20 protein-coding genes and 1 pseudogene are annotated in these 24,914 nt (G+C 67.3%); 11 read left to right on the forward strand and 10 right to left on the reverse strand.

Annotation, left to right across the window (positions count from 1 at the left end; all coding sequences use genetic code 11):
• Positions 1-15 precede the first annotated feature (15 nt).
• Entirely contained in the window at positions 16-1,077 is a 1,062-nt protein-coding gene (locus tag G6N36_RS22525; RefSeq protein ID WP_163689036.1) for a lysylphosphatidylglycerol synthase transmembrane domain-containing protein, read from the reverse strand.
• 77 nt (positions 1,078-1,154) lie between these two features.
• Between G6N36_RS22525 and G6N36_RS22530 the strand changes: the two genes are divergently transcribed.
• Positions 1,155-2,303 carry an AI-2E family transporter gene (locus G6N36_RS22530; RefSeq protein WP_163689037.1) on the forward strand — a complete coding sequence of 383 codons (1,149 nt, stop codon included), beginning with the start codon at positions 1,155-1,157 and terminating at the stop codon, positions 2,301-2,303.
• A 94-nt stretch (positions 2,304-2,397) separates the two neighbouring features.
• Positions 2,398-3,285 carry a type IV toxin-antitoxin system AbiEi family antitoxin gene (locus G6N36_RS22535; RefSeq protein WP_163689038.1) on the forward strand — a complete coding sequence of 296 codons (888 nt, stop codon included), beginning with the start codon at positions 2,398-2,400 and terminating at the stop codon, positions 3,283-3,285.
• An 11-nt stretch (positions 3,286-3,296) separates the two neighbouring features.
• Here G6N36_RS22535 and G6N36_RS22540 read toward each other — a convergent pair whose 3' ends face one another.
• Genes G6N36_RS22540 through trmB form a run of 3 tightly spaced genes read right to left on the reverse strand, consistent with a single transcriptional unit; the run spans position 3,297 to position 8,112 of the window.
• On the reverse strand, positions 3,297-6,614 hold the full coding sequence (locus tag G6N36_RS22540; RefSeq protein ID WP_163689039.1) for an MMPL family transporter: 3,318 nt from the start codon (positions 6,612-6,614) through the stop codon (positions 3,297-3,299).
• A gap of 44 nt (positions 6,615-6,658) precedes the next feature.
• A complete protein-coding gene (locus G6N36_RS22545) occupies positions 6,659-7,342 on the reverse strand; it encodes an NYN domain-containing protein (protein WP_163689040.1) in 684 nt (227 codons plus the stop codon).
• Complete coding sequence (trmB, locus tag G6N36_RS22550) at positions 7,339-8,112, reverse strand: tRNA (guanosine(46)-N7)-methyltransferase TrmB (RefSeq protein WP_163689041.1); 774 nt, start codon at positions 8,110-8,112, stop codon at positions 7,339-7,341. The genes G6N36_RS22545 and trmB overlap by 4 nt, the downstream gene beginning before the upstream one ends.
• A gap of 329 nt (positions 8,113-8,441) precedes the next feature.
• Between trmB and G6N36_RS22555 the strand changes: the two genes are divergently transcribed.
• The 5 genes from G6N36_RS22555 to G6N36_RS22575 all read left to right on the forward strand — a co-directional run bounded on the left by G6N36_RS22555 (position 8,442) and on the right by G6N36_RS22575 (position 15,287).
• Entirely contained in the window at positions 8,442-9,278 is an 837-nt protein-coding gene (locus G6N36_RS22555) for a P-loop NTPase family protein (RefSeq protein ID WP_235690138.1), read from the forward strand.
• The gene (locus tag G6N36_RS22560; RefSeq protein WP_163689042.1) at positions 9,275-10,735 is read left to right on the forward strand and encodes a hypothetical protein; all 1,461 of its coding nucleotides are present in this window, start codon (positions 9,275-9,277) and stop codon (positions 10,733-10,735) included. The genes G6N36_RS22555 and G6N36_RS22560 overlap by 4 nt, the downstream gene beginning before the upstream one ends.
• A gap of 210 nt (positions 10,736-10,945) precedes the next feature.
• A complete protein-coding gene (locus tag G6N36_RS22565; RefSeq protein WP_163689043.1) occupies positions 10,946-12,775 on the forward strand; it encodes a phosphoenolpyruvate carboxykinase (GTP) in 1,830 nt (609 codons plus the stop codon).
• A 110-nt stretch (positions 12,776-12,885) separates the two neighbouring features.
• Positions 12,886-14,406, forward strand: coding sequence for a fatty-acid--CoA ligase FadD4 (gene fadD4, locus G6N36_RS22570; protein WP_163689044.1), 1,521 nt, complete (start codon positions 12,886-12,888; stop codon positions 14,404-14,406).
• The gene (locus G6N36_RS22575) at positions 14,403-15,287 is read left to right on the forward strand and encodes an enoyl-CoA hydratase/isomerase family protein (protein ID WP_163689045.1); all 885 of its coding nucleotides are present in this window, start codon (positions 14,403-14,405) and stop codon (positions 15,285-15,287) included. Before fadD4 ends, G6N36_RS22575 begins: the two co-directional genes overlap by 4 nt.
• A 51-nt stretch (positions 15,288-15,338) precedes the next feature.
• Here G6N36_RS22575 and G6N36_RS22580 read toward each other — a convergent pair whose 3' ends face one another.
• Positions 15,339-16,067 carry a GntR family transcriptional regulator gene (locus tag G6N36_RS22580; RefSeq protein ID WP_163689046.1) on the reverse strand — a complete coding sequence of 243 codons (729 nt, stop codon included), beginning with the start codon at positions 16,065-16,067 and terminating at the stop codon, positions 15,339-15,341.
• A complete protein-coding gene (locus tag G6N36_RS22585) occupies positions 16,067-17,224 on the reverse strand; it encodes an acyl-CoA dehydrogenase family protein (RefSeq protein ID WP_163689047.1) in 1,158 nt (385 codons plus the stop codon). Before G6N36_RS22585 ends, G6N36_RS22580 begins: the two co-directional genes overlap by 1 nt.
• Positions 17,225-17,253: 29 nt before the next feature.
• Between G6N36_RS22585 and G6N36_RS22590 the strand changes: the two genes are divergently transcribed.
• From G6N36_RS22590 to G6N36_RS22600, 3 genes are read left to right on the forward strand one after another with little or no spacing between them, the layout of a single operon-like run.
• Positions 17,254-18,237: a MaoC family dehydratase gene (locus G6N36_RS22590; RefSeq protein WP_179964842.1), complete on the forward strand. Its 984-nt coding sequence runs from the start codon at positions 17,254-17,256 to the stop codon at positions 18,235-18,237.
• A gap of 13 nt (positions 18,238-18,250) precedes the next feature.
• Entirely contained in the window at positions 18,251-19,366 is a 1,116-nt protein-coding gene (locus G6N36_RS22595; protein WP_163689048.1) for a CoA transferase, read from the forward strand.
• Positions 19,360-20,661, forward strand: coding sequence for an amidohydrolase family protein (locus G6N36_RS22600; protein ID WP_163689049.1), 1,302 nt, complete (start codon positions 19,360-19,362; stop codon positions 20,659-20,661). The genes G6N36_RS22595 and G6N36_RS22600 overlap by 7 nt, the downstream gene beginning before the upstream one ends.
• Here the strand turns inward: G6N36_RS22600 and G6N36_RS22605 are convergent.
• The 3 genes and pseudogenes from G6N36_RS22605 to G6N36_RS22615 all read right to left on the reverse strand — a co-directional run.
• Positions 20,658-21,572 (reverse strand): alpha/beta hydrolase, encoded by a 915-nt coding sequence (locus G6N36_RS22605; RefSeq protein WP_163689050.1) that lies wholly within the window; start codon positions 21,570-21,572, stop codon positions 20,658-20,660. The genes G6N36_RS22600 and G6N36_RS22605 overlap by 4 nt on opposite strands.
• A 10-nt stretch (positions 21,573-21,582) precedes the next feature.
• Entirely contained in the window at positions 21,583-22,287 is a 705-nt protein-coding gene (locus G6N36_RS22610) for a GntR family transcriptional regulator (RefSeq protein WP_163689051.1), read from the reverse strand.
• A 23-nt stretch (positions 22,288-22,310) separates the two neighbouring features.
• Positions 22,311-22,385: pseudogene (locus tag G6N36_RS22615) on the reverse strand (HD family phosphohydrolase); the annotation flags it as partial.
• A gap of 108 nt (positions 22,386-22,493) precedes the next feature.
• On the opposite strand from G6N36_RS22615, the gene G6N36_RS22620 reads away from it, so the two are divergent.
• Positions 22,494-22,643: a hypothetical protein gene (locus tag G6N36_RS22620; protein ID WP_163683907.1), complete on the forward strand. Its 150-nt coding sequence runs from the start codon at positions 22,494-22,496 to the stop codon at positions 22,641-22,643.
• Here the strand turns inward: G6N36_RS22620 and G6N36_RS22625 are convergent, their stop codons facing one another.
• Positions 22,644-24,824 (reverse strand): acyl-CoA dehydrogenase family protein, encoded by a 2,181-nt coding sequence (locus tag G6N36_RS22625; RefSeq protein ID WP_163689052.1) that lies wholly within the window; start codon positions 24,822-24,824, stop codon positions 22,644-22,646.
• Positions 24,825-24,914 lie beyond the last annotated feature (90 nt).

A 24,914-nucleotide genomic window follows, 5' to 3' on the forward strand; every position in this document is an offset into this window, starting at 1 on the left:
CGAGGTGATTACCTTCTACGAGTCGGGGTCGGCGTCGGGATCGAGCTCGGCCTCGGTGCGGAACATGAAGAAGAACACCACCCAGCCGATGGCGGCGATGAAGATCCAGCTGACCATCCGATAGATGAGCATGGCGGAAATCGCTGAGGCCAAGGTCATTCCACTGGAGACCAGCCCCGGCACCAGGACCGCCTCGACCACCAGCAGCCCACCGGGCATCAGCGGGATCGATCCGACGGCGCGGGCGGCGACGTAGGCCACCACCACACCGAGCAGCGACGGCTTTCCGCCTGCGGCGAAGCACGCGAACAGCAGCGTGCCCACGCCGGTGACGAGCGTCATCATCGACCACACGAACGCCACGCCGAGCTGGCGCCTGGTCAGGTTCACCGACTCGAGCTGAGCGAGGGTTTCGCGCCATTTGGCGAGCCCTTTGTCCGCCGGTTTGGCGCGCACGTAGTTGACCCACGACAGCACGCGCACCCCGACACCGTCGAGCAGGTCCGGCCGCGATGCGACGGCCTGGGCCAGCACGATCAACATGATGAACCCGGCGAGGGTGAAGATGAGCGAGAACGGATTGTGTTTCGCGCCAAGGAAGAAGGCGCTGCCGATCCCGAGCAGCGTCAGGCTGGTGACTTGCAGTGCACCCGACATCACCAACTGCCATGACGCGATCACCGGGCTTGCGCCCCACCTGCGCTGCTGGCGGTAGATGAACGTCGCCGAAAGCACCGGGCCGCCTGGCAACGTCGTGCTCAGCGAGTTGCCCGCATAGAACGCCGCCTGCGAGCGCCACTGGTGTACGGGCACGCACGCGGACCGCAGTAGCTTGCGCTGGATGTCGCCGAAGAAGTGCATCGACGCCATCGCCGCGCCCACCGCGGCCAGCACCCACCACCAGTTCGCGGAGTACAAGCTGCGCCAGGCGTTGGCGAGCTGATCGCGTACCAGCGTCAGTTCGACGGACAGCACGACGACGGCCACGGCGATGATCGCCCACCGCAGCCACCAGTACTTGCCGCGCGCGGGGCGGTCCTGACCGCGGGACTCGCGCGCCGGCGCGTCGTGCGACACGCCCTACAGGGTAAGGCGTGGGGCGACGGTTTCCCGAGATACCGGGTACGCGCGGGGCGGGCCGTTACGCTGGCGGGATGTCCGCGGGTCTATCTGACGCAGACCTGGCGGTCAGCCCGCTGGTCCGCAAGGCCGCGGCGTGGTCGTGGCGGCTGCTGGTCATCGGTGCCGCAATCTTCGCGGTGCTGTGGGTGGTCAAGCGGCTCGAGCTGATCGTCGTGCCGATCGCCCTGGCGACGATGGTGGCGGCGCTGCTGCTGCCCGCGGTCGACTTCCTCGATCGCGTTGGCCTTCCGCGCGGCGTCGCGGTCGCTTTGATGCTGCTGTCCGGATTCGCGGTCGTCGGCGGCATTCTCACCTTCGTCGTAAGCCAGTTCATCGAGGGTTTGCCCGCTCTTGCCGAGCAGGTGGGCCAGAGCATCGAGGGTCTGGGTAACTGGCTGTCCAGCGGTCCCTTGCATGTCGGCGGCGACCAGATCAAGCAGGCCCGCGAGACCGCCCTCGAGGCGCTGCGTGACAACCAGGAGAGGGTGACCAGTGGGGCGCTGTCGACGGCGGGCACCCTCACCGAGATCATCACCGGCGCCCTGCTCGTGCTCTTCACCCTGATCTTCCTGCTGCACGGCGGGCGCAACATCTTCGGGTTCGTCACAAAGATCTTCCCCGAGAACGTGCAGCCGCGCGTCCATGAGGCCGGCCGGGCGGGGTTCCGGTCGCTCATCGGCTATGTGCGCGCGACGTTCCTGGTGGCGCTCGTCGACGCGGTGGGTATCGGCACCGGCCTGGCCATCATGGGCATCCCGCTGGCACTTCCGCTGGCGTCGCTGGTGTTTCTCGGTGCGTTCATCCCGCTGGTCGGGGCGGTGGTCGCCGGTTTCCTGGCCGTCATCGTCGCGCTGATCGCCAAAGGCTTGATTTATGCGCTCATCACCCTCGGACTGATCATCGCCGTCCAACAGCTCGAGGGGCACGTGTTGCAGCCGCTGGTGATGGGTCGTGCGGTGTCGATCCATCCGCTGGCCGTCGTGCTGGCCATCGCCGCGGGCGGCATCACGGCGGGCATCGTCGGGGCGCTGCTCGCGGTGCCTGCGGTCGCGTTCCTCAACAGTGCGGCGAGGGTGCTGCTCGCCAGGGATCCCGCGGCAGAGGAGGCCGCGCAGGCCACCGGGGACGAAGCCGTCATCCAGGCCACCCCCGATGACGTCGGGGGCAGCGGCGAAGACTAGATCGCCGATGTAACCGCACGGCGCTGTTTCGGGCAGAATCGCGCCCTGGGGTTACACACGCGGGGATGTCAGCGTCCCTATGCAGAATCCGGCCATGAATCAACCTTTTGTGGGCAGTGCAGCGACGGCTGCCGGAGCGCTGACGCGCCACGCGCTGCGCCGCGACTTCATCGCGCTGCACAAGGACATATACCTGGACAAGAACACACCGGTCACTCCCGTCATTCGGGCCAAGGCGGCTTGGCTGAGGTCTCGACGCCGCGGCGTTCTTGCTGGCTTGTCGGCATCTGCGTTGCATGGCGCCCGGTGGATCGACGCGAGCTTGCCCGCAGCGATCATCGACACCAATCGCAGGCGTGCTGAAGGCGTCAATGCGTGGGCTGACTCCATCGAGAGTGACGAGATCTGCGTTGTCGACGGCATGCAGGTGACCAATCCGGCGAGAACCGCCCTCGACCTCGCGTGTCGGTACCCGGTCGACTCGGCGGTCGCCACGATCGACGCGCTCGCCCGGGCGACCCGCCTGAAGATGGCCGATGTCGAGTTGTTGGCCGATCGGTATCGCGGCCGCCACGGCATCCCGAAGGCACGCAAGACTTTGGCACTCGTCGACGCAGGCGCGGAATCGCCGCGGGAAACATGGCTACGCCTGGTTCTCATCCGGAACGAATTTCCCCGCCCCACAACACAAATACCCGTGTACGACGGTTACGGCACACTCGTCGCCGAACTCGACATGGGCTGGGAGGACATAAAGGTGGCGGCCGAGTACGAAGGTGACCACCACAGGACCGACCCCGAGGTGTTCAACAAAGGCATCAGACGGCATGACGATCTCACCGACCTTGGCTGGCTCGTCGTACGAGTCACCAAACGGGACACCGAAGGTGCCGTCATCGGCCGGGTCGCCACCGCCTTCGCCCGTCGCGGGGGTAACCGCACGGCGAGATTTCGGGCGGAATCGCGCCCTGGGGTTACATGAGCCGACGCGCTCTACATCCGCCCTTCGCGGCGCAGCAGATCCGCGGCGCTCACTCCGCCGCCGCGTCGCTTCGGCTGCTCTTCGGCGGCAGCGTTGAGTTTCTCGGTGGCAGTGTCGGGATCCTCTGCGCGTTGGGCGGGAATCGCCGTTGTCGCAGCGTCGTCGGGCTGCTGCGGCTGTGCCCTGTCCTGCGGCGGCGGGGTCCCCAGCGGGCGTCCCCTGCCTTGCAACGGGGTCCCCGGACCCGGGTCTTCCGACGCGGGCGCGCCCGGCATCTTGCGGGTGGACGCGGTCGACGGGCGGCCGCGGCCCTCGGTGGCCGGCCTTCTGCTCGGCGACGGCGTCGGCTGACCGGCAGGCGCGCCGGTGCCGCGCAGTTCGCCGAGCCACGACTCGATCTCGCGCTCTTCCCGCGGGGGCGGGGGACCGGCGGCCGAGCGGGTGGCGGCCGCGGCGTTGTGCACGGCGTTGCGCACCGCGTCCCGTGCGGTCGACAGGCGCGTGGTCTGCGGTTCGTCGGCGGGCGGGCGTCCGGTCGGCATGCGGGTCGTCCCCGTGGTCGACGGCGCATTCGTCCGTGGCGGCGCGGCGGCCCGGCCAGCAGCGCCGGGACGCGATGCGCCCTCCGCGGCCGGATGCGTGGGATCGTGCGGTGGGCGGGGACGGGCGGGGACCGGTGCGCCCGCACCCACCAGAGCTTCGGGGTTCTCGACGGATTCGCGCACCGCTGGCCGCTTACGCTCGTCGGGCAGCTCGGTCTCACCGAGGCCGAGGCGTTCCTGGATCCGCTTCATCCAGCGCGGCGCCCACCAGCAGTCGTCGCCGAGCAGCTTCATGATCGCCGGCACCAGGAACATACGGACGATGGTGGCGTCCAGCAGCAAGGCGATCAGCAGGCCGAACGCGAGGTACTTCATCATCACCAGGTCGGAGAACACGAACGCGCCCGCCACGACCGCGAGAACCAGTGCGGCACCGGTGATCAGCCGGCCCGTGGTGGCTGTGCCGATGCGGATTGCCTCGGCGGTGGACATGCCGCGTTCGCGGGCCTCCACCATTCGGGACACCAGGAACACCTCGTAGTCAGTGGACAGACCCCAGATCACCGCGATGATCAGACCGATCATCGGAGCCATCAGCGGCTGTGGTGTGTAGTTCATCAGGCCGGAGCCGTGGCCGTCGACGAACATCCACGTGAGCACGCCCATCGTGGAGCCGAGCGTGAGCGCGCTCATCACCGCGGCCTTGATCGGCAACACCACCGAACCGAACGCCAGGAACATCAGGATGGTCGTGGTGACGATCAGGATGGTCACCATCAACGGCAGCTTGTCGAACAGGGCGTGGATGCTGTCCTGCTCCAGCGCGGGGGTACCGCCGACGGAGATCGTGAGTCCGCGCGGCGGGGAGATCGAGCGCAGCTCGTCGACCTTCTTCGCGGCGTCGTTGCGGTCGACCAAGCCGTTCTGGATGACGCGCACTGACGGATCGGTGGACTCACCTCCACGGGCCTGCCACATCTTCGAGGGATCGCCGTCGGGCTCGATGAACCCGGGGACCGTCATGGCCTTGCTGCGGATCTCCGCGACCTGCTGGTCGGTCACCGGCTGGCCGTCGGTGTTCTCAATCACCAGCGTCAGCGGTTCGGTGCGGAATCCGGGGAAGGTCTTGTCGAAGTTCTCCTGCGCCGAGCGAACGGAGTTGTCGGGCGGCAGGTACTTCTCGCTGATGCCGCCGAGCGCCAGCTGCCCCAGCGGGATGACGAGCACGATCATGGCGATCGCGATGGGGGCGGCGAAGGCGACGGGTCGCTTCATCACGACGTTGACGAGCTTGCCCCAGAAGCCCTTCTCGACCTCGGCGCGCGTCTTGGTCTTCTGCGTCTTCTCGGCGAGCCAGTTCAGCCACCACACGATCGGGGTGCGGGCCAGCGGGACATAGCGCGCGAGCACGACGCCGACGACAACCACGGCGACGAAGATGACGATGCCCATCAACACCCAGTAGAGGGCGGTGCCCAGAGTGTCCTTCGAAGCCGAGATGGCGTAGGCGAGACCGCCCAGCAGGGTGATGTAACCGAGCGTCAGGCCGATCAACGCAAACTGCGCGCCCTGCTCACCGGTCTCCCTGATCCGCTTGCGCGCCAGGTGTCCGAGCGCGATGCCCACCGGCGGGACCAGCAGGCCGGTCGGGATCGACGCGATCGCCAACGTGTTGGTGCGCGGGTTGCCCGGGTCGGACCTGATGGTGTCCGGCTCGGCGAACTTCATCAGCCAGCGCACGCCGAGGGCGTCGACCCGAGAGCCGAGAATGGCGAGCGCGGCGGGCAGCACGGTGATCGACAGGATCGCCGCGAGCATGACCGACGCGATGATCGCGTAGGTGATCGACTTCAGGAAGCCCTGCGGGAACAGCAACAGTGGCACCGAGGACGCCACGAGGATGACCGCGGAGAACATGATGGTGCGCCCCGACGTCATCACCGAGCGACGTACGGCAGCCTCGGTGTCGTAGCCCTCGGCGATCTCCTCGCGAAACCGGCTCACCATGAAGAGGCCGTAGTCGACCGCGATGCCGAGACCCATGAGCGTGACCACGGGTTGGGCGAAGAAGTGCACCGGCATGAACTCGGCGAGCAGTCGCATGATGCCCAGCGCGCCCGCGATGGTCAGGCCACCGATGATGCCCGGGAGCGCTGCCGCGACCACGCCGCCGAACACGAAGAACAGCACGACACAGACCAGCGGGATGGCGGCCACCTCGGCGCGCTTCTGGTCCTCGCCGATGGTGCCGGTGAGCTCGCTGGCCAGCGGTTGCAGGCCGGCGAGCTGGATATTGCCGTCGTTGACCTTGCGCAGGTCGGGCTCGATCGCCTGGTAGTTCTTCAGAATCGTGTCGTCGTCATCGCCCTTGAGCGGGACGCTGATGAACGTCGTCGACATGTCCGACGTCTTCATCTGCTGGACCGTCGGGTCGTCGCTGTTGGGGGCGCGCAGCCAGCCCACCCAGCCGACCATTTTGTCCTCGTGGTCCGCGACGAGCTGGTTGAGCTCGTCGGTGACCTTCTTCATCCACTCGGGGTCGTCGACCTTCTTGCCGTCGGGCGGCGTGAGTATCGCCACCACGTGGCTGGTTCGGTCACGCCCGTACGCCTCGTCGGCGGTTACCGAGGCGTGGACGGACTGGCTGCCCTCGTCATAGAAGCCGCTCTGCGTGACGTTCTCGCCCAGACTGATGCCGAACACGCCGCCACCGAGGCACAGTGCAACCATGACGCCGATGACGGAGTACCGAAACCGGTACACCATCCGACCCCACCAGGCGAACACCTAAGCTCCTAACGCTCACAAATCTTCAAGGCGACCCGCGCATTTCACGTGTTGACGCGCGAGGTCAGCAACGATGACAGCGGCCGGAACGGCTGCAGCCAAGCCCCCTGCTCGGGCAGCGAATCCAGTCCGATCCGCGGCAATGGCTCCCGGAAAACACCAGGGATGTCCTCCAGGTCGACGAACACCAAGGTATCCGACGCTAGCGCCCAGCTCGCATGTTCGCGAAATCCGAGCACCTGCACAGGCACGCCGTCGCGGGCGATTTCCTCCAACGGCTGTTTGAATGCTTGACCGTCGGCCGAGGCCACCAGCACACCGGCCAGGCCCTCACTCCTGCGAAGCGCGATGTGATTGAGCATGTCGATGTCGACGTCACTGTCTTCATCGATCTTCGGTTTCGCGAACACCGCGAAGCCGACGTTACGCAATGCCTCCACCCAAGGTCGAACCACATCGGCGCTACCAGGGGCGATGTTCGTGAACACGGTGGCTTCGGGCTCCAGCGAGACGTCGGGCCGGGTCGCCGACAGCTCCGCCGTCCGCGACAGCAACCAGCGGCCCAGCGCGTCGAACCGGGGCCGGTGCGCCGCGGTGGGCCGACCGCCGAGGATCGAGCCGAGGCCCATGTCCAGGTTGGGCGCATCCCAGACGAGCAGCACCCGACCGGTTGCGGGCGGCGTTTCGGCCACATCCGAAATCCGCGCGATGTCTTCGGTGAGGCTCATTGGGCCTTCTCCCAGAGCAGTTCGGTGACCACGGGGCCTGCGAGAGCCTTGCGCTCGTACTTCGTCACCGGCCGATCGACCGAGATGGGAAGGGCGTCCTCGATGCCCACGCGGCGTAACCGCGGTTCGGCGTCACCGACCTCGGCGATGTGCTCGGCGTAACCCATGTGGTCCGTCGCGGCGTGCAGCACACCGCCGGGCCTCAGCCGGTCGGCGATCAGCGCCATGGTCGCGGTTTGCAGCAGCCGGCGCTTGTGGTGGCGGGCCTTGGGCCACGGGTCGGGAAAGAAGACCCGCACCCCGGTCAGCGAGTCCGCCCCGAACATGTACTGCAGGACGTCGACGCCGTCGCCGCGGACCAGGCGGATATTGCGGACCCGCTCGCGGTCGATACCGGACAGCAGCTGTGCCAGCCCGCGACGGTAGACCTCGACGGCGACCACATCGATGTTCGGTTCTGCCTGTGCCATCGCCAATGTCGAGGTGCCCGCGCCGCAGCCGATCTCGACGACGATCGGTGCCTTGCGTCCGAACCAGGCCTCGGTGTCCAACGCGGGGGCCGGGCCGTCGCCGTCGCGGGCGTGCATGCCCAGCTCAGGCCAGAGCCGGTCCCACGTGGCCTGCTGTGCGCCACTCAACGTCGTCCGGCGGGTTCTGAAGCTCGTCACCCGGGGGTGCAGATGTGACGGGGGTGGTGCCCCGACTTCCGCCGGCTCAGCCGGCAGTCCCACTCCCGCGCTACCCGAAAGCATCCGTCCATCGTCGCTCATCAAGGGGGGAGTACCCGCATCGTGGTACATATTGATACCCAACAGTTGCCTTCGACTGCTACGCCTCGACCACGGGCTGCCGGTTTACTCCCAACGGCCACAACTACCGCTCGCGACATGCCTGCGGAGGTGCCAACATCGTGGGTGGGGAAGGGGGCCACCGACCGTGGTACTCCGTGGGGAGCATGGAGGCTGCTGAGATTTTCGTTGACGTCTTGACGCAATTCGCTGAGCAGAGTCGTAATCCGCGGTTGGCGCCGATCATTCGGCGGGCCGCTGCGCCGGTAGGCGTTGCCGTGTGCGGTCGCCGAGGTGTCGGACGGAACACGGTGGCCGCCGCGCTGGCCGACGCGGGTGTCGCGGTGAGGGCGGACGCCGCCGACGTCACCGTGCTCGTCGTCGCCGAGACCCTCAAGCCCGAGGATCTGATCGTGGCCAACCGTTCGGACAAGCCGACGGTGGTCATCTTGAACAAGGCGGACCTGAGCGCGTTCGGTGACGCCGGGCCGCTGGCAACCGCGCAGCGCCATGCCACCGCACTGCGCGCGCTGACGGATGCGCCCACCGTGCCGGTGGTGGGTCTGCTTGCCCGCGCCGAGCTGGACGAGGAACTGATGACCGCGTTGCAGACGCTGGTGGATGCGCCCGCGGACCTCACCTCGACCGACGCTTTCGTGCACTCCGACCATCCGCTGTCGGCCGAGACGAGAAATCGTCTGCTCGACGTGCTGGACCGGTTCGGCATTGCCCACGCCGTGCTGGCCGTCGAAGGCGGCGCCGACCTCGCGGCAGTTCGGGCGCTGCTGCGCCGGACAAGCCGGATCGATGAGGCGGTCGCGCAGGTGGCGGCGGCCGGCGCGGCGATCCGGTACCGGCGGGTGCGCGCGGGGATCGACGAATTACGCTCGCTGGCAATGCGATCCGACGATCGACAGCTAGCTGAATTTCTCGTCACCGACGACATGGTGCTGGCCGTGATGGGCGCCGCCGTTGAGGCGGTGGAGGCTGACGGCGTGCGCGTCGATCGGGGTGACGATCCCGCCGCGCATCGCCGCCGCGCCGTGCACTGGCGGCGGTACGGCTGCGGCCCGGTCAACGCCCTGCACCGGAGGTATTCGGCCGATATCTGCCGAGGCTCGCTGCGTCTGCTCGGGCGGTCCCGGTGACCAGCGAGAGCACCGATACACGGGTAGATCCGGTCGCCGCGGCCGACGCCCTGGTTGCAGCGGTCGAGCCAAGTCTGACGTCGCCCGGTGTTCAGGGCCGCGACGTCGTGCTGGTGGTGGGTCCGTGGCTGGCCGGTACCACCAGCCTGATCGCAGCGTTGCGAGAGCAGTTGCCCGAGCACACTTTCGTCGAATCCGAGGAACTGCATCCGACGCATGCTCCGACGGCCGTCGTCTTCACCGTGTCCGCGATCGCACCGATGACCGAATCGGAGTGTGCGCTAATCGATTTGGCCAGCAGATATACCGACCTGGTGATCGGTGTGGTGTCGAAGATCGATGCGCACCGCCACTGGCGCGAGGTACTGGCTGCAAATCGCGAGCTACTGACGCAACGCACGCCGAACTACGCCCAGGTGCAGTGGGTGGGTGCCGCGGCCGCACCCGATCTGGGTGCGGCTCGCATCGACGAGCTTGTCGGCCTGCTGCGGCAGTGTCTGTCCGGTGCCGATGTCGCGCGCCGAAACCGTCTGCGCGCGTGGGAAACCCGGCTGCTCGCTGATATCGCACACTACCGGGCCGACGGTGACGGGACGGACCGGCGGGCCCGGGTGAGCGCACTGCACTCCAAACGCGACGACATCCTGAGCCGCCGACGGCTGTCGAAGTCCGAACGCGCGATCGCGTTGCGTAGCCAACTGCAGCAGGCCCGTGTGCAGCTGGGGCACTTCGCCCGTAACCGCTGCACGTCCGTGCGCAGTGAACTGGCCGAGGACGCCGCGCAGTTGACCCGCCTCAAGATCGGCACGTTCGAGACGCGGCTGCGGGCCCGCATGCGCGAGGTCGTCGACGAGGTGGAGGAGGGCATCACCGATCAGCTGACGGACGTGGCGACGGAGGCGGGCCTACCCGTGCCGCCGGCCGCCGCACCCCCGTCGACACCCGAGATCCCCGCACCGCCACTCCAATCACGTCGGCAGGAAACCCAGTTGATGATGATCCTCGGCGCCGGCTTCGGGCTCGGGGTGGCGCTCGTGGTGACCCGGCTGTTCGCCGGGCTTGCACCCGGGATGACCGTCGCGGGACTTGCGGCAGGAGGCGTCGTCGGGCTGGTGCTGACGGTGTGGGTGGTCGGCATTCGCGGGCTGCTGCACGATCGAGGGGTGCTCGACCGCTGGATCAGCGACGCCGTCAACGTATTGCGGTCCGCGGTGGAGGAGCGGGTCGCCACTCGGATCCTGGTCGCCGAGACGGCGCTTACCTCCGAGCTCGCCCACCATGACGAGGTGGAGGGCGCCACTGCCGCGGGCCGGGTTGCCGAGATCGACGCCGAACTGCGCGACCACGCGCTGCAGACGGCCAATGCGGCGAAGGCCAGGGACCGCCGGCTGCCCCCGCTGTTGGCGGCCGTCGACGCCGTCCGGGCCGAGCTGTACGGAAAAGCCACGACCAGCTGAATCGATACACCGCGCACACAGCCTCTGAGCGGGTCTTCTGAATCGTTCCTGTGAGTGATCGGACATAGATCCGATTTACCGCGGGTATGTCACCCGCGTTAACCTCTTTATTACAGGGACGACCGAGACGCGCTGCCTTTCATTGGTACACGCTCCTCAGTCCCGGGTCCTGGCAGAAACGCATACGCAGCAAGATTGCAGGAGACACACATGACCGCAGCGACCATTCCAGGTCTGGACACCGCACCGACGAAGCACAAGGGGCTGCTCGCCTGGGTCCAGGAGGTCGCCGAACTCACGCAGCCCGACCGGGTCGTGTTTGCCGACGGGTCCGAGGAGGAAGCCGACCGGCTGTCCCAGCAGCTCGTCGAGGCCGGGACCTTCAAGCGACTCAATGACGAGAAGAAGCCGAACTCCTACCTCGCTCTGTCCGATCCCTCCGACGTCGCGCGCGTGGAATCTCGCACCTTCATCTGTTCGGAGAAGGAGATCGACGCGGGTCCGACCAACAACTGGATGGACCCCGCCGAGATGCGCGGCATCATGACCGACCTGTACCGCGGGAGCATGCGCGGCCGCACGATGTACGTCGTGCCCTTCTGTATGGGCCCCCTCGGCGCCGACGATCCCAAGCTCGGCGTGGAGCTCACCGACTCCGAATACGTCGTGGTGTCGATGCGGACGATGACCCGGATGGGTAAGGCGGCGCTGGAGAAGATCGGCGATGACGGCTTCTTCGTCAAGGCGCTGCACTCGATCGGCGCCCCGCTGGAGCCCGGCCAGAAGGATGTGCCGTGGCCCTGCAACGACACCAAGTACATCAGCCACTTCCCGGAGACCCGCGAGATCTGGAGCTACGGCTCGGGTTACGGCGGCAATGCGCTGCTGGGTAAGAAGTGCTACTCGCTGCGCATCGCGTCGGCGATGGCGCACGACGAGGGCTGGCTCGCCGAGCACATGCTGATCCTCAAACTGATCTCGCCGGAGAACAAGTCGTACTACGTCGCGGCGGCGTTCCCGTCGGCGTGCGGTAAGACCAACCTGGCGATGCTGCAGCCCACGATCCCGGGCTGGCGCGCGGAGACCGTCGGTGACGACATCGCCTGGATGCGATTCGGCAAGGACGGTCGCTTGTATGCGGTCAATCCCGAATTCGGCTTCTTCGGCGTCGCTCCCGGCACCAACTGGTCGTCGAACCCCAACGCGATGAAGACCATCGCGGCCGGCAACACCGTCTTCACCAACGTCGCGCTGACCGACGACAACGATGTCTGGTGGGAGGGCCTGGAGGGCGAGCCCGACCACCTCATCGACTGGAAGGGCAACGACTGGGTCCTGCGCGAAACGGAAAGCAAAGCCGCGCATCCCAACTCGCGTTACTGCACCCCGATGTCGCAGTGCCCCACGCTGGCTCCGGAGTGGGACGACCCGCAGGGCGTGCCGATCTCGGCGATCCTCTTCGGCGGCCGTCGCAAGACGACGGTGCCGCTGGTGACGCAGGCCCGCGACTGGCAGCACGGTGTGTTCATCGGTGCCACGCTGGGCTCCGAGCAGACCGCCGCCGCCGAGGGCAAGGTCGGCACCGTCCGGCGTGACCCGATGGCCATGCTGCCGTTCCTCGGCTACAACGTCGGCGACTACTTCGCCCACTGGATCGACATCGGCAAGAACGCCGACGAATCGAAGATGCCGAAGATCTTCTTCGTCAACTGGTTCCGTCGCGGCGACGACGGCCGCTTCCTGTGGCCGGGCTTCGGCGAGAACAGCCGAGTGATGAAGTGGATCGTCGATCGCATCGAGCAGAAGGCCGGCGGGAAGACGACGCCGATCGGCATCGTGCCGACCGCTGAGGACCTCGATCTGTCCGGTCTGGATGTCGACGCGGCAGATGTCAACGAAGCACTCGCGGTCAACGTGGACGAGTGGCGTGAGGAAATCCCGCTGATCGAGGAGTGGTTCGAGTTCGTCGGTGAGAAGCTGCCGACCGGCATCAAGGACGAGTTCGACGCCCTGAAGCACCGCCTCGCCGAAGCCGAGTAGCGCCGCGATACGCCAAAGCCCCCGCTCGCCGGCGGGGGCTTTGGCGTGCCCCGGGTAGCCCGCCGTACCCTCTTGACACCTGTCAAGATCGCACATCGTAGAGTCGGCGCATGCAGATTCGCGAGCATGCCGAGGCCACCCCCGACAGGCCGGCCGTCATCATTCATCCGGCCGGAACGATCGTCACGTTCAAGGACCTGGAGGAGCGGGCCAACCGGCTGGCTCACCACTTCCGCGATGCGGGTCTGGTCGAAGGTGACACCGTCGCGGTGCTGATGGAGAACAACGAGCATCTGCCGACGGTGATGTGGGCGGCGCGGCGCAGCGGCCTGTACTACACCGTGATCAGCACCCACCTCACGCCGCCCGAGGTCGCGTACATCATCGACAACAGCGGCGCGAAGGCCATGATCGGGTCGCGCGCGACGCGCAAGGTCTGCGAAGGCCTGGCGGAGCTGGACGCACTGCCGGACCTGCTGCTGATCGCCGACGACGACCTCGACGGCTGGCAGCGCTATCCAGAGTGCGTGGCGGACCGGCCGAGCTTGCCCATCGACGACGAGATCGAGGGTGATCTGCTGCAGTACTCGTCCGGAACGACCGGCCGCCCCAAGGGAATTCGCCGAGAACTCACCCACGTCAAGCCTGCCGACGCACCGAATCTGGTGTCCGCGCTGCTGATGGCCATCCAGATGAGCCCGGAGTCCGTATACCTGAGCCCGGCGCCGCTGTACCACACCGCGCCATGCCTCTGGTCGATGAGCGCGCAGGCGATGGGCGTGACGACGGTGATCATGTCGAAGTTCGACCCGGAATCGGCGCTGGACGCCATCCAGAGGTACCGGGTCACCAGCGGCCAGTTCGTCCCGGCGATGTTCGTGCGGATGCTCAAACTTCCTGAGGACGTTCGCAGTTCGTACGATCTGTCGAGCCTGCACCGTGTGGTGCACGCCGCCGCACCGTGCCCGGTCGACATCAAGAAACAGATGATCAACTGGTGGGGCCCGATCGTCGACGAGTACTACTCGTCATCCGAAGGCGCGGGCATCACCTTCATCCCCGCCGAGGAATGGTTGAAACGCCCTGGCTCTGTTGGCAAGCCGCTGCTCGGTGTGGCCCACGTCCTCGATGACGATGGCAATGACCTGCCGCCCGGTCAGGCGGGGCAGATCTACTTCGACCTGGGTGTCGTGCCCTTCGTCTATCACAAGGATCCGGAGAAGACCGCCGCGTCACGCGACAGGCACGGCTGGGTGACCGTCGGCGACGTTGGTTATGTGGACGACGAGGGCTACATGTTCCTCACCGACCGCAAGCACCACATGATCATCTCCGGCGGCGTCAACATCTATCCGCAGGAAGCGGAGAACATGTTGATCACCCATCCGAAGGTGCTCGACGCGGCCGTGTTCGGCATCCCCGACGACGAGATGGGCCAGAGTGTCAAGGGCGTCGTCCAGACGGTCGACCCCGCCGACGCGAGCGAGGCGTTCGGTGACGAGCTACTGACCTGGCTGCGTGAACGGCTGGCGCACTACAAGTGTCCGCGGTCGATCTCATTCGAGGCGCAGTTGCCCCGTACCGAAACCGGCAAGATGTTCAAGCAGGAGCTGATAGAGAAGTATTCGTGAAGTTTGTCGAACTCGGTCCGGGTGTGGTCGTCGCGACCGGATCCCCCTCGGATGACGCAACTTTCACGCTCACCGAGCAGCCCGCTGACGATAGCCGTGCCGTGACCGTCGGCTCGATACCCGACGCGCTGGACGAACTGCGTGAGCGTTGCCTGCGCTGGCCGCATGCCGCCGCGATCTGTAGCGATGTACTACGTGCGTTCGACCCCGACGCGGCCGCGTTCGCCGGCGTCGTCACCGAATCGCTCGCCTACTCCACGCTGCAGTCCGGACCCGAATTCGCGCGCTGGCTGGGTGAGCGGGGACCGGCGCGACCGGTGAGTCTTCCGGACCCGGTACAGGCCGAGCGCGTCGAGGACACCCTCTACGTGCGGTTCAACCGACCGCAGCGGCACAACGCGTTTTCGACCGACGCGCGTGCGGCGCTACTGGAACCGCTCGAGGTGGCTCGCCTCGATCCATCGGTCACCGATGTCGTGCTGTCGGGCAATGGTCCATCGTTCTGCAGCGGCGGCGATCTCGCCGAGTTCGGCACGTTCGACGATCCAGCCAGTGCCCATCTCGCGCGCACCCGGCAAAGTCCGGCGCTGGTGCTCGACGAACTTACCGCCCGCCTGGGCACGCGCTGCCGGGCCGAGGTGCACGGTCAGGTGCTGGGCAGCGGGTTGGAGATGGCCGCTTTCTGCGGCTGGGTTCGGTCGCGGCCGGATGCGGTCTTCGGTCTTCCGGAGTTGAGCCTGGGGCTGATTCCCGGAGCGGGCGGCACCGTCAGCGTCACCCGTCGGATCGGGCGTTGGCGGACCGCCTATCTGGTGCTGAGCGGACGGACCATCGACCCGCCGACAGCACTGCGGTGGGGACTGATCGACGAGATCCTGTGATTTCGGTGCGCGCACGACCGCTCAGCGATCGTTACCGCACCGAAATCGCCACTAGCCGGAGCGGCGCAACGTCACCCGATAGGTGTACTGCTCAGGCAGGAAGTGGCTGACGGACAACTCGACGGGGCGGTGGCTCGCGTCGGAGTAGAGCCGGTCAACCCGCAGCATGGGATGGCCGGGTTCGCACGACACCGCCTCCGCGACCGCAGGCTCGGCGAGCGCAACCGTAATCGACTGCGCCGCTTCGGTGATCGGCTCGATCAAACGCGGCTCGAGAATGCCGATCACGGTCTGGGTGCCGACGGCGCCGTCCTGAAGTTCGGGCGACGACAACACCGCGTGGGCGACCGCGGGAACCAGGTGCACGGTGGTCATCACGAACGGCACGCCGTCGTGCAGCCGCCGGAACACCACCGAGTAGACGACGTCGTCGTCCAGTCGCAGCCGGCTCGCGGCATGCAGGTCCACCCGTCTGCGTAACCCGGTGAGCACCTCCATCGTGGTGTCGTCGGACAGACTCATCAGATCTTCTATCGAGCCGAGCTGCCGCAGATACCGTTGTCCGGTCTCGCTGGCGTATGTGCCGCGCCCCGGCACCCGGTACACCACGCCCTCGGCGACCAGATCCTGAAAGGCCCGGCGCACCGTCTGCCGTGAAAGGCTATGGCGTTCGACCAGTTCGGACTCGGTGGGCAATCGAGAGCCGTCGCTGTACCGACCCGTCGCGATGTCGTCGCGAAGTTGCTCGCGCAGAGTCTGGTACGCGGGCGCTGATCGCACTAGATGCCGCCGCGGGCAACCAGTTGGGCGGCGATCACATTGCGCTGAATCTCGTTGGTTCCCTCACCGACGATCATCAGTGGCGCATCGCGGAAGTAGCGCTCGACGTCGAACTCGGTCGAATAGCCGTAGCCGCCATGGATCCGGACGGCGTTCAGCGCGATCTCCATCGCCGCCTCGGAGGCGAACAGCTTGGCCATGCCGGCCTCCATATCGCACCGTTCGCCGCTGTCGTAGCGCTGTGCGGCATACAGCGTCAGCTGCCGTGCGGCCGTCAGCTTGGTCGCCATGTCGGCCAGGTAGTTGCCGATCGACTGGTGTTTCCAGATCGGCTGGCCGAAGCTCTCGCGCTCCTGCGCGTACTTCAGCGCATCGTCGAGTGCCGCGGTGGCTACACCGAGCGCGCGTGACGCGACCTGAATACGGCCTGTTTCAAGGCCTTTCATCATCTGCGCGAAACCCTTCCCGGGCTCGCCGCCGAGGATCGCGGTCGCGGGCAGGCGATAGTCGGTGAAGGTCAGTTCGCAGGACTCGACGCCCTTGTAGCCCAACTTCGGCAGATCCCGTGACACCGTCAGGCCAGGACCGTGCTCGACCAGCGCGATCGAGATGCCTTTGTGCTTCGGCGTCGCGGTCGGATCGGTCTTGCACAGCAGCGCGATCAGGCCGGAGCGGCGGGCGTTGCTGATCCATGTCTTGGACCCGTTGATGACCAGCTCGGAGCCCTCGCTCGTTGCGACGGTGCTCATGTTCTGCAGATCCGACCCGCCGCCGGGCTCGGTGAGCGCCATCGTCGCCCTCAGCTCACCGGTCGCCATCGGCGGCAGATACCGCTGCTTCTGCTCCTCGGTGCCGAACAACGCCAGCAGCTTCGCCACCACGGTGTGCCCGCCCATCGCGCCGGCCAGGCTCATCCAGCCCCGCGAGAGTTCCTGGGTGACCTCGACGTAGCACGGCATCGACACCGGCGAACCACCGTACGACTCGGGGATCGCCAGACCGTAGATGCCGATGCGCTTCATCTGCTCGATCCACGCCTGGGGGTACTCGTTGGCGTGTTCGGTCTCCCGTACGGCAGGCTTGACGTCACGGTCCACGAAGGCCCGCACCGTCTCCACCAGCATGGCTTCTTCTTGGGTCAACATTTGTACGGCCATATTGACACTTTGTGCGGCCTAATGCCAACATGGCTGCCGTGGCCGGCCCGTACTTCGACGATCTGGAGATCGGCCAGGTCTTCGACGCCGCACCATCGATGACTTTGACCGCCGGCGCCGCCGCCGTGCACCAGTCGATCGTCGGCGACCGTCTGCGCCTTGCGCTGGATGCCGAACTGTCGGCGGCCGTCACCGGTGCCTCCACGCCGCTTGCCCATCCGGCGCTCGTGTGCGACGTGGCGATCGGGCAGACGACCCTGGTGACGCAGCGGGTCACGGCCAACTTGTTCTACCGCGGGCTGAGGTTCCACCGCTACCCGGTCATCGGCGACACGTTGTTCACCCGCGCTGAAGTCGTTGGACTGAAACAGAACTCGGTGAAGCCCGGCCGCGCACCGACCGGTCTTGCGGCATTGCGGATGACGACCGTCGATGACGTCGGTCGACTGGTCCTCGACTTCCACCGCTGCGCGATGCTGCCGCTCAGCGAGAGAGCACCCGACACCGGCCATGCCGATGACATGTCGGCGATCGGCAATGACCAGGCGCCGGTACCCGATCCGACCGCCGACTGGAACGCCGACGCGTACCGCGCCAAGGTACCCGGAGCGCACTTCGACGCGGGGCTTGCCGGCACCGTGCTGCACAGCAGCGCCGACGTGGTCACCAGCGCGCCCGAACTCGCGCGTCTGACGCTGAATATCGCCGCCACCCATCATGATTGGCGAGGCGGCGGCCAACGGCTGGTGTATGGCGGGCACACCATCGGGCTGGCGCTTGCACAAGCCAGCCGACTGTTGCCCGACATGGTGACGGTGTTGGGCTGGCAGTCCTGTGACCACACCGCGCCGGTACACGAGGGCGACACGCTGTACAGCGAACTGCATGTCGAGGGCGCGGTGCCGCTCCCCGACGGCCGTGGCGGCGTCCTCGAGCTTCGGTCCGTCGTCTATGCGGTCGGCGAGCCTGACCAGCAGGTTCTGGACTGGCGCTTTACTGCCCTGCAGTTCTGAGCACAATAGGGCTGTGACGTCACTGGCGGTTCCCGTTGGAGTGGTGTCGCGGGCTCGCCGCGTCGCCAACGGTTTTCGCACCCTTACCGACGCCGAAGTTGACGCCGACGTCATAATCGCGGGCCGCGCAGGGCTACTCGGCCACACACCACAAGGCCGAATCTCCGCCGGTGGGGCGACGCATCTCATGCAAAGCCGTGACGGGTGGTGCGCGCTGACGCTGTCTCGTCCCGACGACGTCGACACGGTGCCCGCATTGATAGAGACCGATGCCGTCGGAGATGACGTCTGGCCCGAGGTGCACCGCTGGATCGCCGAACGTGACAGCGCCGAGATCACCGAACGCGGTCGCCTGCTTGGACTTCCGGTCGCCGCGCTCGGCGAGACGCCCGCCGAAGCGCCCCGCGTCTACCCGCTCGGTGCGGCCACCACAGCGCGCAGCCCCTCGCGACTCCTGGTCGCCGACCTGTCGGCGATGTGGGCCGGCCCGCTCTGCGGGCAACTGCTCGTGCGTGCGGGTGCGACCGTCGTGAAGGTCGAAAGCGCGTCACGTCCCGATGGGGCACGCGCGGGAGCACCGGCGTTCTTCGACTGGATGAACGGTGGAAAGCTCTCGTATCTGGTGGATTTCGACGATCCCACTGGATTGCAGGCGCTGCTTGCCGCCGCCGATGTCGTGATCGAGTCATCCCGCCCGGCGGCCTTGATCCGCCGCGGGCTCGGACCGGTGGCGATCGGTCCGCGAGACGGAAAAATCTGGCTGAGGATCACCGGCCACGGCACCAGGGAGGAGCACGCCAACTGGGTCGCCTTCGGCGACGATGCAGCCGTCTCCGGCGGGTTGGTCTGCGGTGATGATGACTCGCCGGTCTTCTGCGGTGACGCGATCGCCGACCCGCTGACCGGTCTGGAAGCCGCGGAGGCCGTGGTGCAGTCGCTGCGAAGGGGCGGTGGTGAGCTGATCGAGTTCTCGATGTCCGCCGTCGCCGCGACCTACGCCGAACTGCCGGATGCCGGCGAGACCCGGTGCAGTGCGATGCCCCAGCTGTCCACCAGGGCCTCGGAGTTGGGTGCCGACAACGGGATCGTGGAACAGTTGATCACCGACAGGCATTATGCGGCATGTTGATTCAACGTGCGACGCTCCTCGACGGGGGTGTCGTCGACATCCGCGTGGGAGACCGGATCATCGCGGTGGAGCCGTTCCTCGAGACCCTACCCGGCGAGCAGGTATACGACGCCAGGGCTGGGACGGTGATCCCCGGCCTGCACGATCATCACGTCCACCTCCGTTCGGCCGCAGCGGCATTGACGTCAGTCCGGGTGGGGCCGGCCGAAGTGCACACCCGCACCGAATTGGCGCGCGTCCTCGCGGCCGCCGATGTCGGCGATGATGGCTGGGTAAGGGCCGTCGGGTACCACGAGGCGGTCGCCGGGCCGTTGGACAGAGTCGCCTTGGACGACGTCTCGCCGCCGGTACCGGTCAGGGTCCAGCACCGCAGCGGTGTCCTGTGGACGCTGAACTCGGCGGGCTTGGCACGAGTCGGACTCGCCGATCATCCGGACGGGCGGCTACGCAGCTCCGACCATACGTGGTCGGACACGTTGCAGCGCAACGAAAGCAGGCTCGCCGACATCAGCGCACGGTTGACCGCGTACGGGGTTACCGGTGTCACCGATGCGACCCCGGATCTGGAGGTCGGGGATGTCGTCAAACTCCTGGACGCCCACCGTCGCGGCGAACTGCGTCAACGGGTGCACTGCCTTGCGCCGGGTAAGCGCATACTGCACGACACCGACCTCGATCTCGCGGGCTTGACCGAGTGGATCGCGCAGCGGCACGCCGATGCCGCGCCGGTCGCGGTGCACTGCGTCACCGCTGCGCAGTTGGTGGTGACGCTGGCTGCGCTGCGCGCGGCGGGCCGTCATCCGCACGATCGCATCGAACATGCCGCGGTGGTGCCCGACGACAACATCGCCGACCTGGTCGATGTCGGGGTGACGGTCGTAACGCAGCCGAATTTCGTCGCCGAGCGGGGTGACCAGTATCTGGTCGATGTGCCCGCGGCCGAACATCAGGAACTGTGGCGGGTGGCTTCGCTGTTGGCCGCCAAGGTGCCCGTCGCGCTCTCGACTGACATGCCCTTCGGTCACGACGACCCGTGGAAGGCGATGCGCGCGGCGGCTTTTCGTACCACCGCCGGGGGTGCGGTGCTCGGGACCGACGAACGGGTGGCACCGCACGACGCGCTGACGATGTTCTTCGGCGCGGCCGACGCGCCCACGGTGCCGCGCCGGATCGCGCCGGGTCAACCGGGCGACCTGTGCGTCCTGAGCGCGAAACCGAACGAGGTGCTGGGAGAACTCGACTCCGGCCTCGTCGCGGCCACGATCATCGCCGGGACGGTGGTGACCGAGCGCTAGGCGGCCGCCGGCGCGAGCAGTCGCCGCAGGATGGTGCACTGACTGTTGAAAAACTCCTGCGACACTTGGGCTTTCGGAGCGATCCCGTCGAAGCCGTGGAAGGCGCCCTTCACAACTTCGACTTCGCACGGCACGCCGGCTGCCTGCAGTCGCTCGGCATACCCGAGGTCCTCGTCGTGGAACAGATCGAGCGTCCCGACACCCATCCACGCCGGCGGTAAGCCGCTCAGATCGGTCCGTCGTGCGGGCACGGCGACTTCTGGGTCCGCGTCGCTCAGGTAGGCCGACCACCCGAACTTGTTGTTCGACCGGTTCCACAGCCGCTGGCCCGGATTGTCCCGCACGTCGCGGCCCACGGTGCGGTCGTCCAGCATGGGGTACACCAGCAATTGGGCGGCCACTGCGATCTCGCCACGGTCGCGGGCGAGCAGCGCCAACGCCGCCGCCAGTCCGCCGCCCGCGCTGGCGCCGCCGATCGCGACCCGGTTCGCGTCCACCGTCGGCAGTCCGGCCAACCAGGTCAGTGCCGCATAGCAGTCCTCGAGCGGGGCCGGATACGGGTGCTCGGGCGCCAGTCGGTAATCCACCGAGGCGACCGTGACACCGAGACGCTGGGCGTAGCGTCGGCACAGCACGTCGTCCTGACCAGGATGGCCGATGACGAAGCCGCCGCCGTGGATCCACACCAGCGCGGGTCCGGGCCCGTCGGCGTCGGACGGCCGGTACAACCGCACCCCGACACCCGACGGGAGGGTCAGCGCCTCGACGTCCTTGGGGACGCGTCGCCACATCTTGCGGGTGACCAACCGAATGGCGGGCAGCGTCACCGGCGTCACCACCTGCTTGGGGACCAACCGCGCGATGCGGCGCAGGTCTGGATGGAAGTCTGAGGATTTGGAGGCGCCTGCCACCAAACCAGTATTACGTCAGCGTGGTTTCGAAGGCGATGCGGTCCCCGCGGTACAGCGCACGGACCATCTCGATCGGACGCCCGTTGGTGTCGAGCGAGCGACGGTGCAGTCGCAGCATCGGCATCGCCGTCGTGGTCTCCAACAGCGCGGCCTCCCTGGGCGAGGGCAACACGGTTTCGATGCGCTCCGTGGCGGAGCCGAATTGAACCCCACAGTTGCGGATCGCCGCATACAGCGACGTCGCCGGATCGAACCTCTCGGTCAGCCGGCCGAACCTGTGCCGCGGCAGGTACGTGCTCTCCAGGCCGATGCGCTGGCGGTCGGCAAGCAGAACCCGCTCGAGGTGCATGACGTCATCACCGGCCGAGATATCCAACGCCTCAGCAATTTCCCTACTCGCGCTGATGTCCTCCCACGCTACCGGCAGGCCGCCCGGTACCCGGCCGTGGCCGGCGGCGCCCTCGGTGTACGACTCGAGGGACAGCCGTTGGACGTGTTTCGGTCGCGACACCACGGTTCCCCTGCCCCGGCGCTCGATGCGTCCCTCGACGAGAAGCTCGTGCAGCGCCTGTCGGACGGTTTCCCTTGAGACCCCAAATCGCGTCGCCAGCTCACGCTCGGGCGGGACCGCGTCACCCTCGTCGAGGTCGGCGAGAATGCCGTCGACGCCGGTGCGCACGAGATACGGCTTCGACGGCCGGTGCGGCGTGGTCATGGGCGATCGCTGCGACGCAGCACGCGGGCCGCCACGTGCGCACCGGCCAACCAGCCGACCCGGGCGCCGAACCGAGGTGTCAGCCAGGTGCGCGCCACGCCGCCACTCTACCGGAATTTGGTCTATACCAATTCTTAACCTGTTGTTCCCCAGCGGAATACCCGCCGGTCGATGGCTGGTCGCAGCGCGTCGGAAGGTTCGGCGGAATGCGCGTGGCAATCGTCGGTGGCGGAATCCTCGGCACCGCGCACGCCCAGTTCCTCGGCCGTCCGCTGCCCCCGATCCGGCAGCGCTGGGCCGGCGTGTACAGCCAGTGCGTCGACCCTGAACAGAGCGCCGACCTCAGCGGCCTGTAGTCACTTCAGCAGCGGATCGCGCGGCAGTCCCAGGATGCGTTCGGCGATCGTGTTGCGGGTGATCTCGGAGGTGCCGCCCGCGATGGTCATGGCCCGATTGCCCAGATAGGCCAGCGTCAGCGTCGGCGTTTGTCCGACGATGGCCGCCGACCCGGCCAGCTCCAGGCCCAGCTCGGTCATCCGCTGGCCGGCCTCGGCGACCAGCAGCTTGGTGACGTTGCCCTCGGGGCCTGGTTCGGACCCGGCGATCGCGCGCGTTACCCGACGCAGATTCAGCAGCCGCAGCGTGTGTGACTCGGCGATCACCTCACCCGCACGACGCACGTAGTACGCGGCGGTTTCGGCGGGCGCATTGTCGAGCAGCTTGATCAGATCGTCTGCGGAGAAGCCGCTCGTGCCGCCCGACCCGCCGCCGATCGACACCCGCTCGTTGCCCAGCGTCGCCCGGGCTACCAGCCAGCCCTTGTTCACGTCGCCGACCACGTCCGCGTCGGGCACGAAGACGTCGTCGAAGAACACCTCGTTGAAGTGTGCGTGACCGGTCAGGCCCTTGAGCGGATTGACCGTGACGCCTTCGGATTTCATGTCGATGGCCATCATGGTGACGCCGGCGTGCTTGGGGGCGTCGGGATCGGTACGCACGGTAGCCAGCCCCCACTGGCACAGGTGGGCCAGGCTGGTCCACACCTTCTGCCCGGTGATCCGCCACCCGCCTTCGACCTTCTTTGCCGACGTGCGCACCGCCGCGGCGTCGCTGCCCGCACCGGGTTCGGAGAACAGCTGGCACCACATGACCTCACCGCGCAGTACCGGCTCGACCCAGCGCTCACGCTGGTCATCGGTGCCCGCCTGCGAGATCGTCAGCGTCACCCAGCCGGTGATGCCCATGTCCGGGCGGTCGACATCGGCGAACTCCTCCTCGATGACCAACTGCTCGAGCACGTCCGCGGCGCGGCCCCACGGCTTGGGCCAGTGCGGCACCAAATAGCCGGAGTCGACGAGAAAGTCCCGCTGCTGATCGGCGGGCAGCCCGCGCAGTGTCGCGACGGCTTCGCGCGCCTGCTCGCGGTACTTCTCGGCTTCGTCGGGCAACGTGAACGACGCGCCGTGCGCCTGTCCGCTGCGCTGGCCCTCGACAATGTCGAGCAGCGGATCGCCGGCCTCCTGCATCAACGCGGCGAGGGTGCGGGCGCGGCGCAGATACAGGTGCGAATCGTGCTCCCAGGTGAACCCGATACCGCCGTGCAGCTGAATATTGTTCTGCGAATTGAAGACCTGGGTCCGGATCGCATGCGAGGCGGCGACCGCGGCGGCGAACCACGCGGTGTCCAGGTCGTCGGCGCGCGCCGCATCCCAGGTCGCCGCGGTGGTCTCTTCGGCGTTGACGAGCATGTTGGCGGCATGGTGCTTGACGGCCTGGAACGTGCCGATGGTGCGACCGAACTGCTCGCGCACCTTGGCGTACTCGACGGCCATCTCGAGCGTCGCCCAGCTGACGCCCACCGCCTCGGCGGACGCCAGGATCCGGAACACCGTGCGTGCCCTGCGGGCGGCGCCGCGCAGCACCCGGTCGTCGGCGACGCGCACACCGCTCAGCGCGACCGATCCGAGGCTTCTGGTGGGATCCAGCGACTCCAGTGCCGTCACGGTGACACCGTCCGCCTCCCCATTCTGGCCGGCGTCGACCACCACAACGTCCTCACCAGCGACAACGACGAGCACGTCAGCGTCCGGCGCGCCCAGCACGGCGGGGCTCTCGCCGGTCACCACCAGATCGGAACCGATCGTCACACTGCCCGAAACCGCCAGTGCGCCGATGGTGCTGCCGTCGGCCAGCCCCGGAAGTAGTTGTGCGCGAAGAGAATCCGATGCGCAGCGGTCCACGACCACGGCTGCGGCAACGCTCGGAAGGAACGGACCGGGGCACAGCTCGTGTCCCAGGGCCTCCACGACCACCGCCAATTCGGACAGCCCGAAGCCAGAACCGCCGTGTTCCTCGGCGATCGCCAGGCCGGTCCAGCCCAGGTCGGCGGCCGCCTTCCAGACGTCGGCGGGATGTGCGGACCCGCCCTCGAGCGCCGAGCGTGCGGCGGCCCGGCTCTTCACCCGGCTGAGCTGCCCAAACGCCGCGTCGGCAAGATCTGTGTGCTCTTCGGTGATCGCCAGGGCTGACTTACTCACGATGGGAATCCTCATTCGCATTCGGTTTACATTCGACGCTCGTCACGTCACGCTAGCCCTCCGGTGCAGCTCAGCGTCTACGTGATCCGG

Source organism: Mycolicibacterium gadium (assembly GCF_010728925.1).
Classification (GTDB): Bacteria; Actinomycetota; Actinomycetes; order Mycobacteriales; family Mycobacteriaceae; genus Mycobacterium; species Mycobacterium gadium.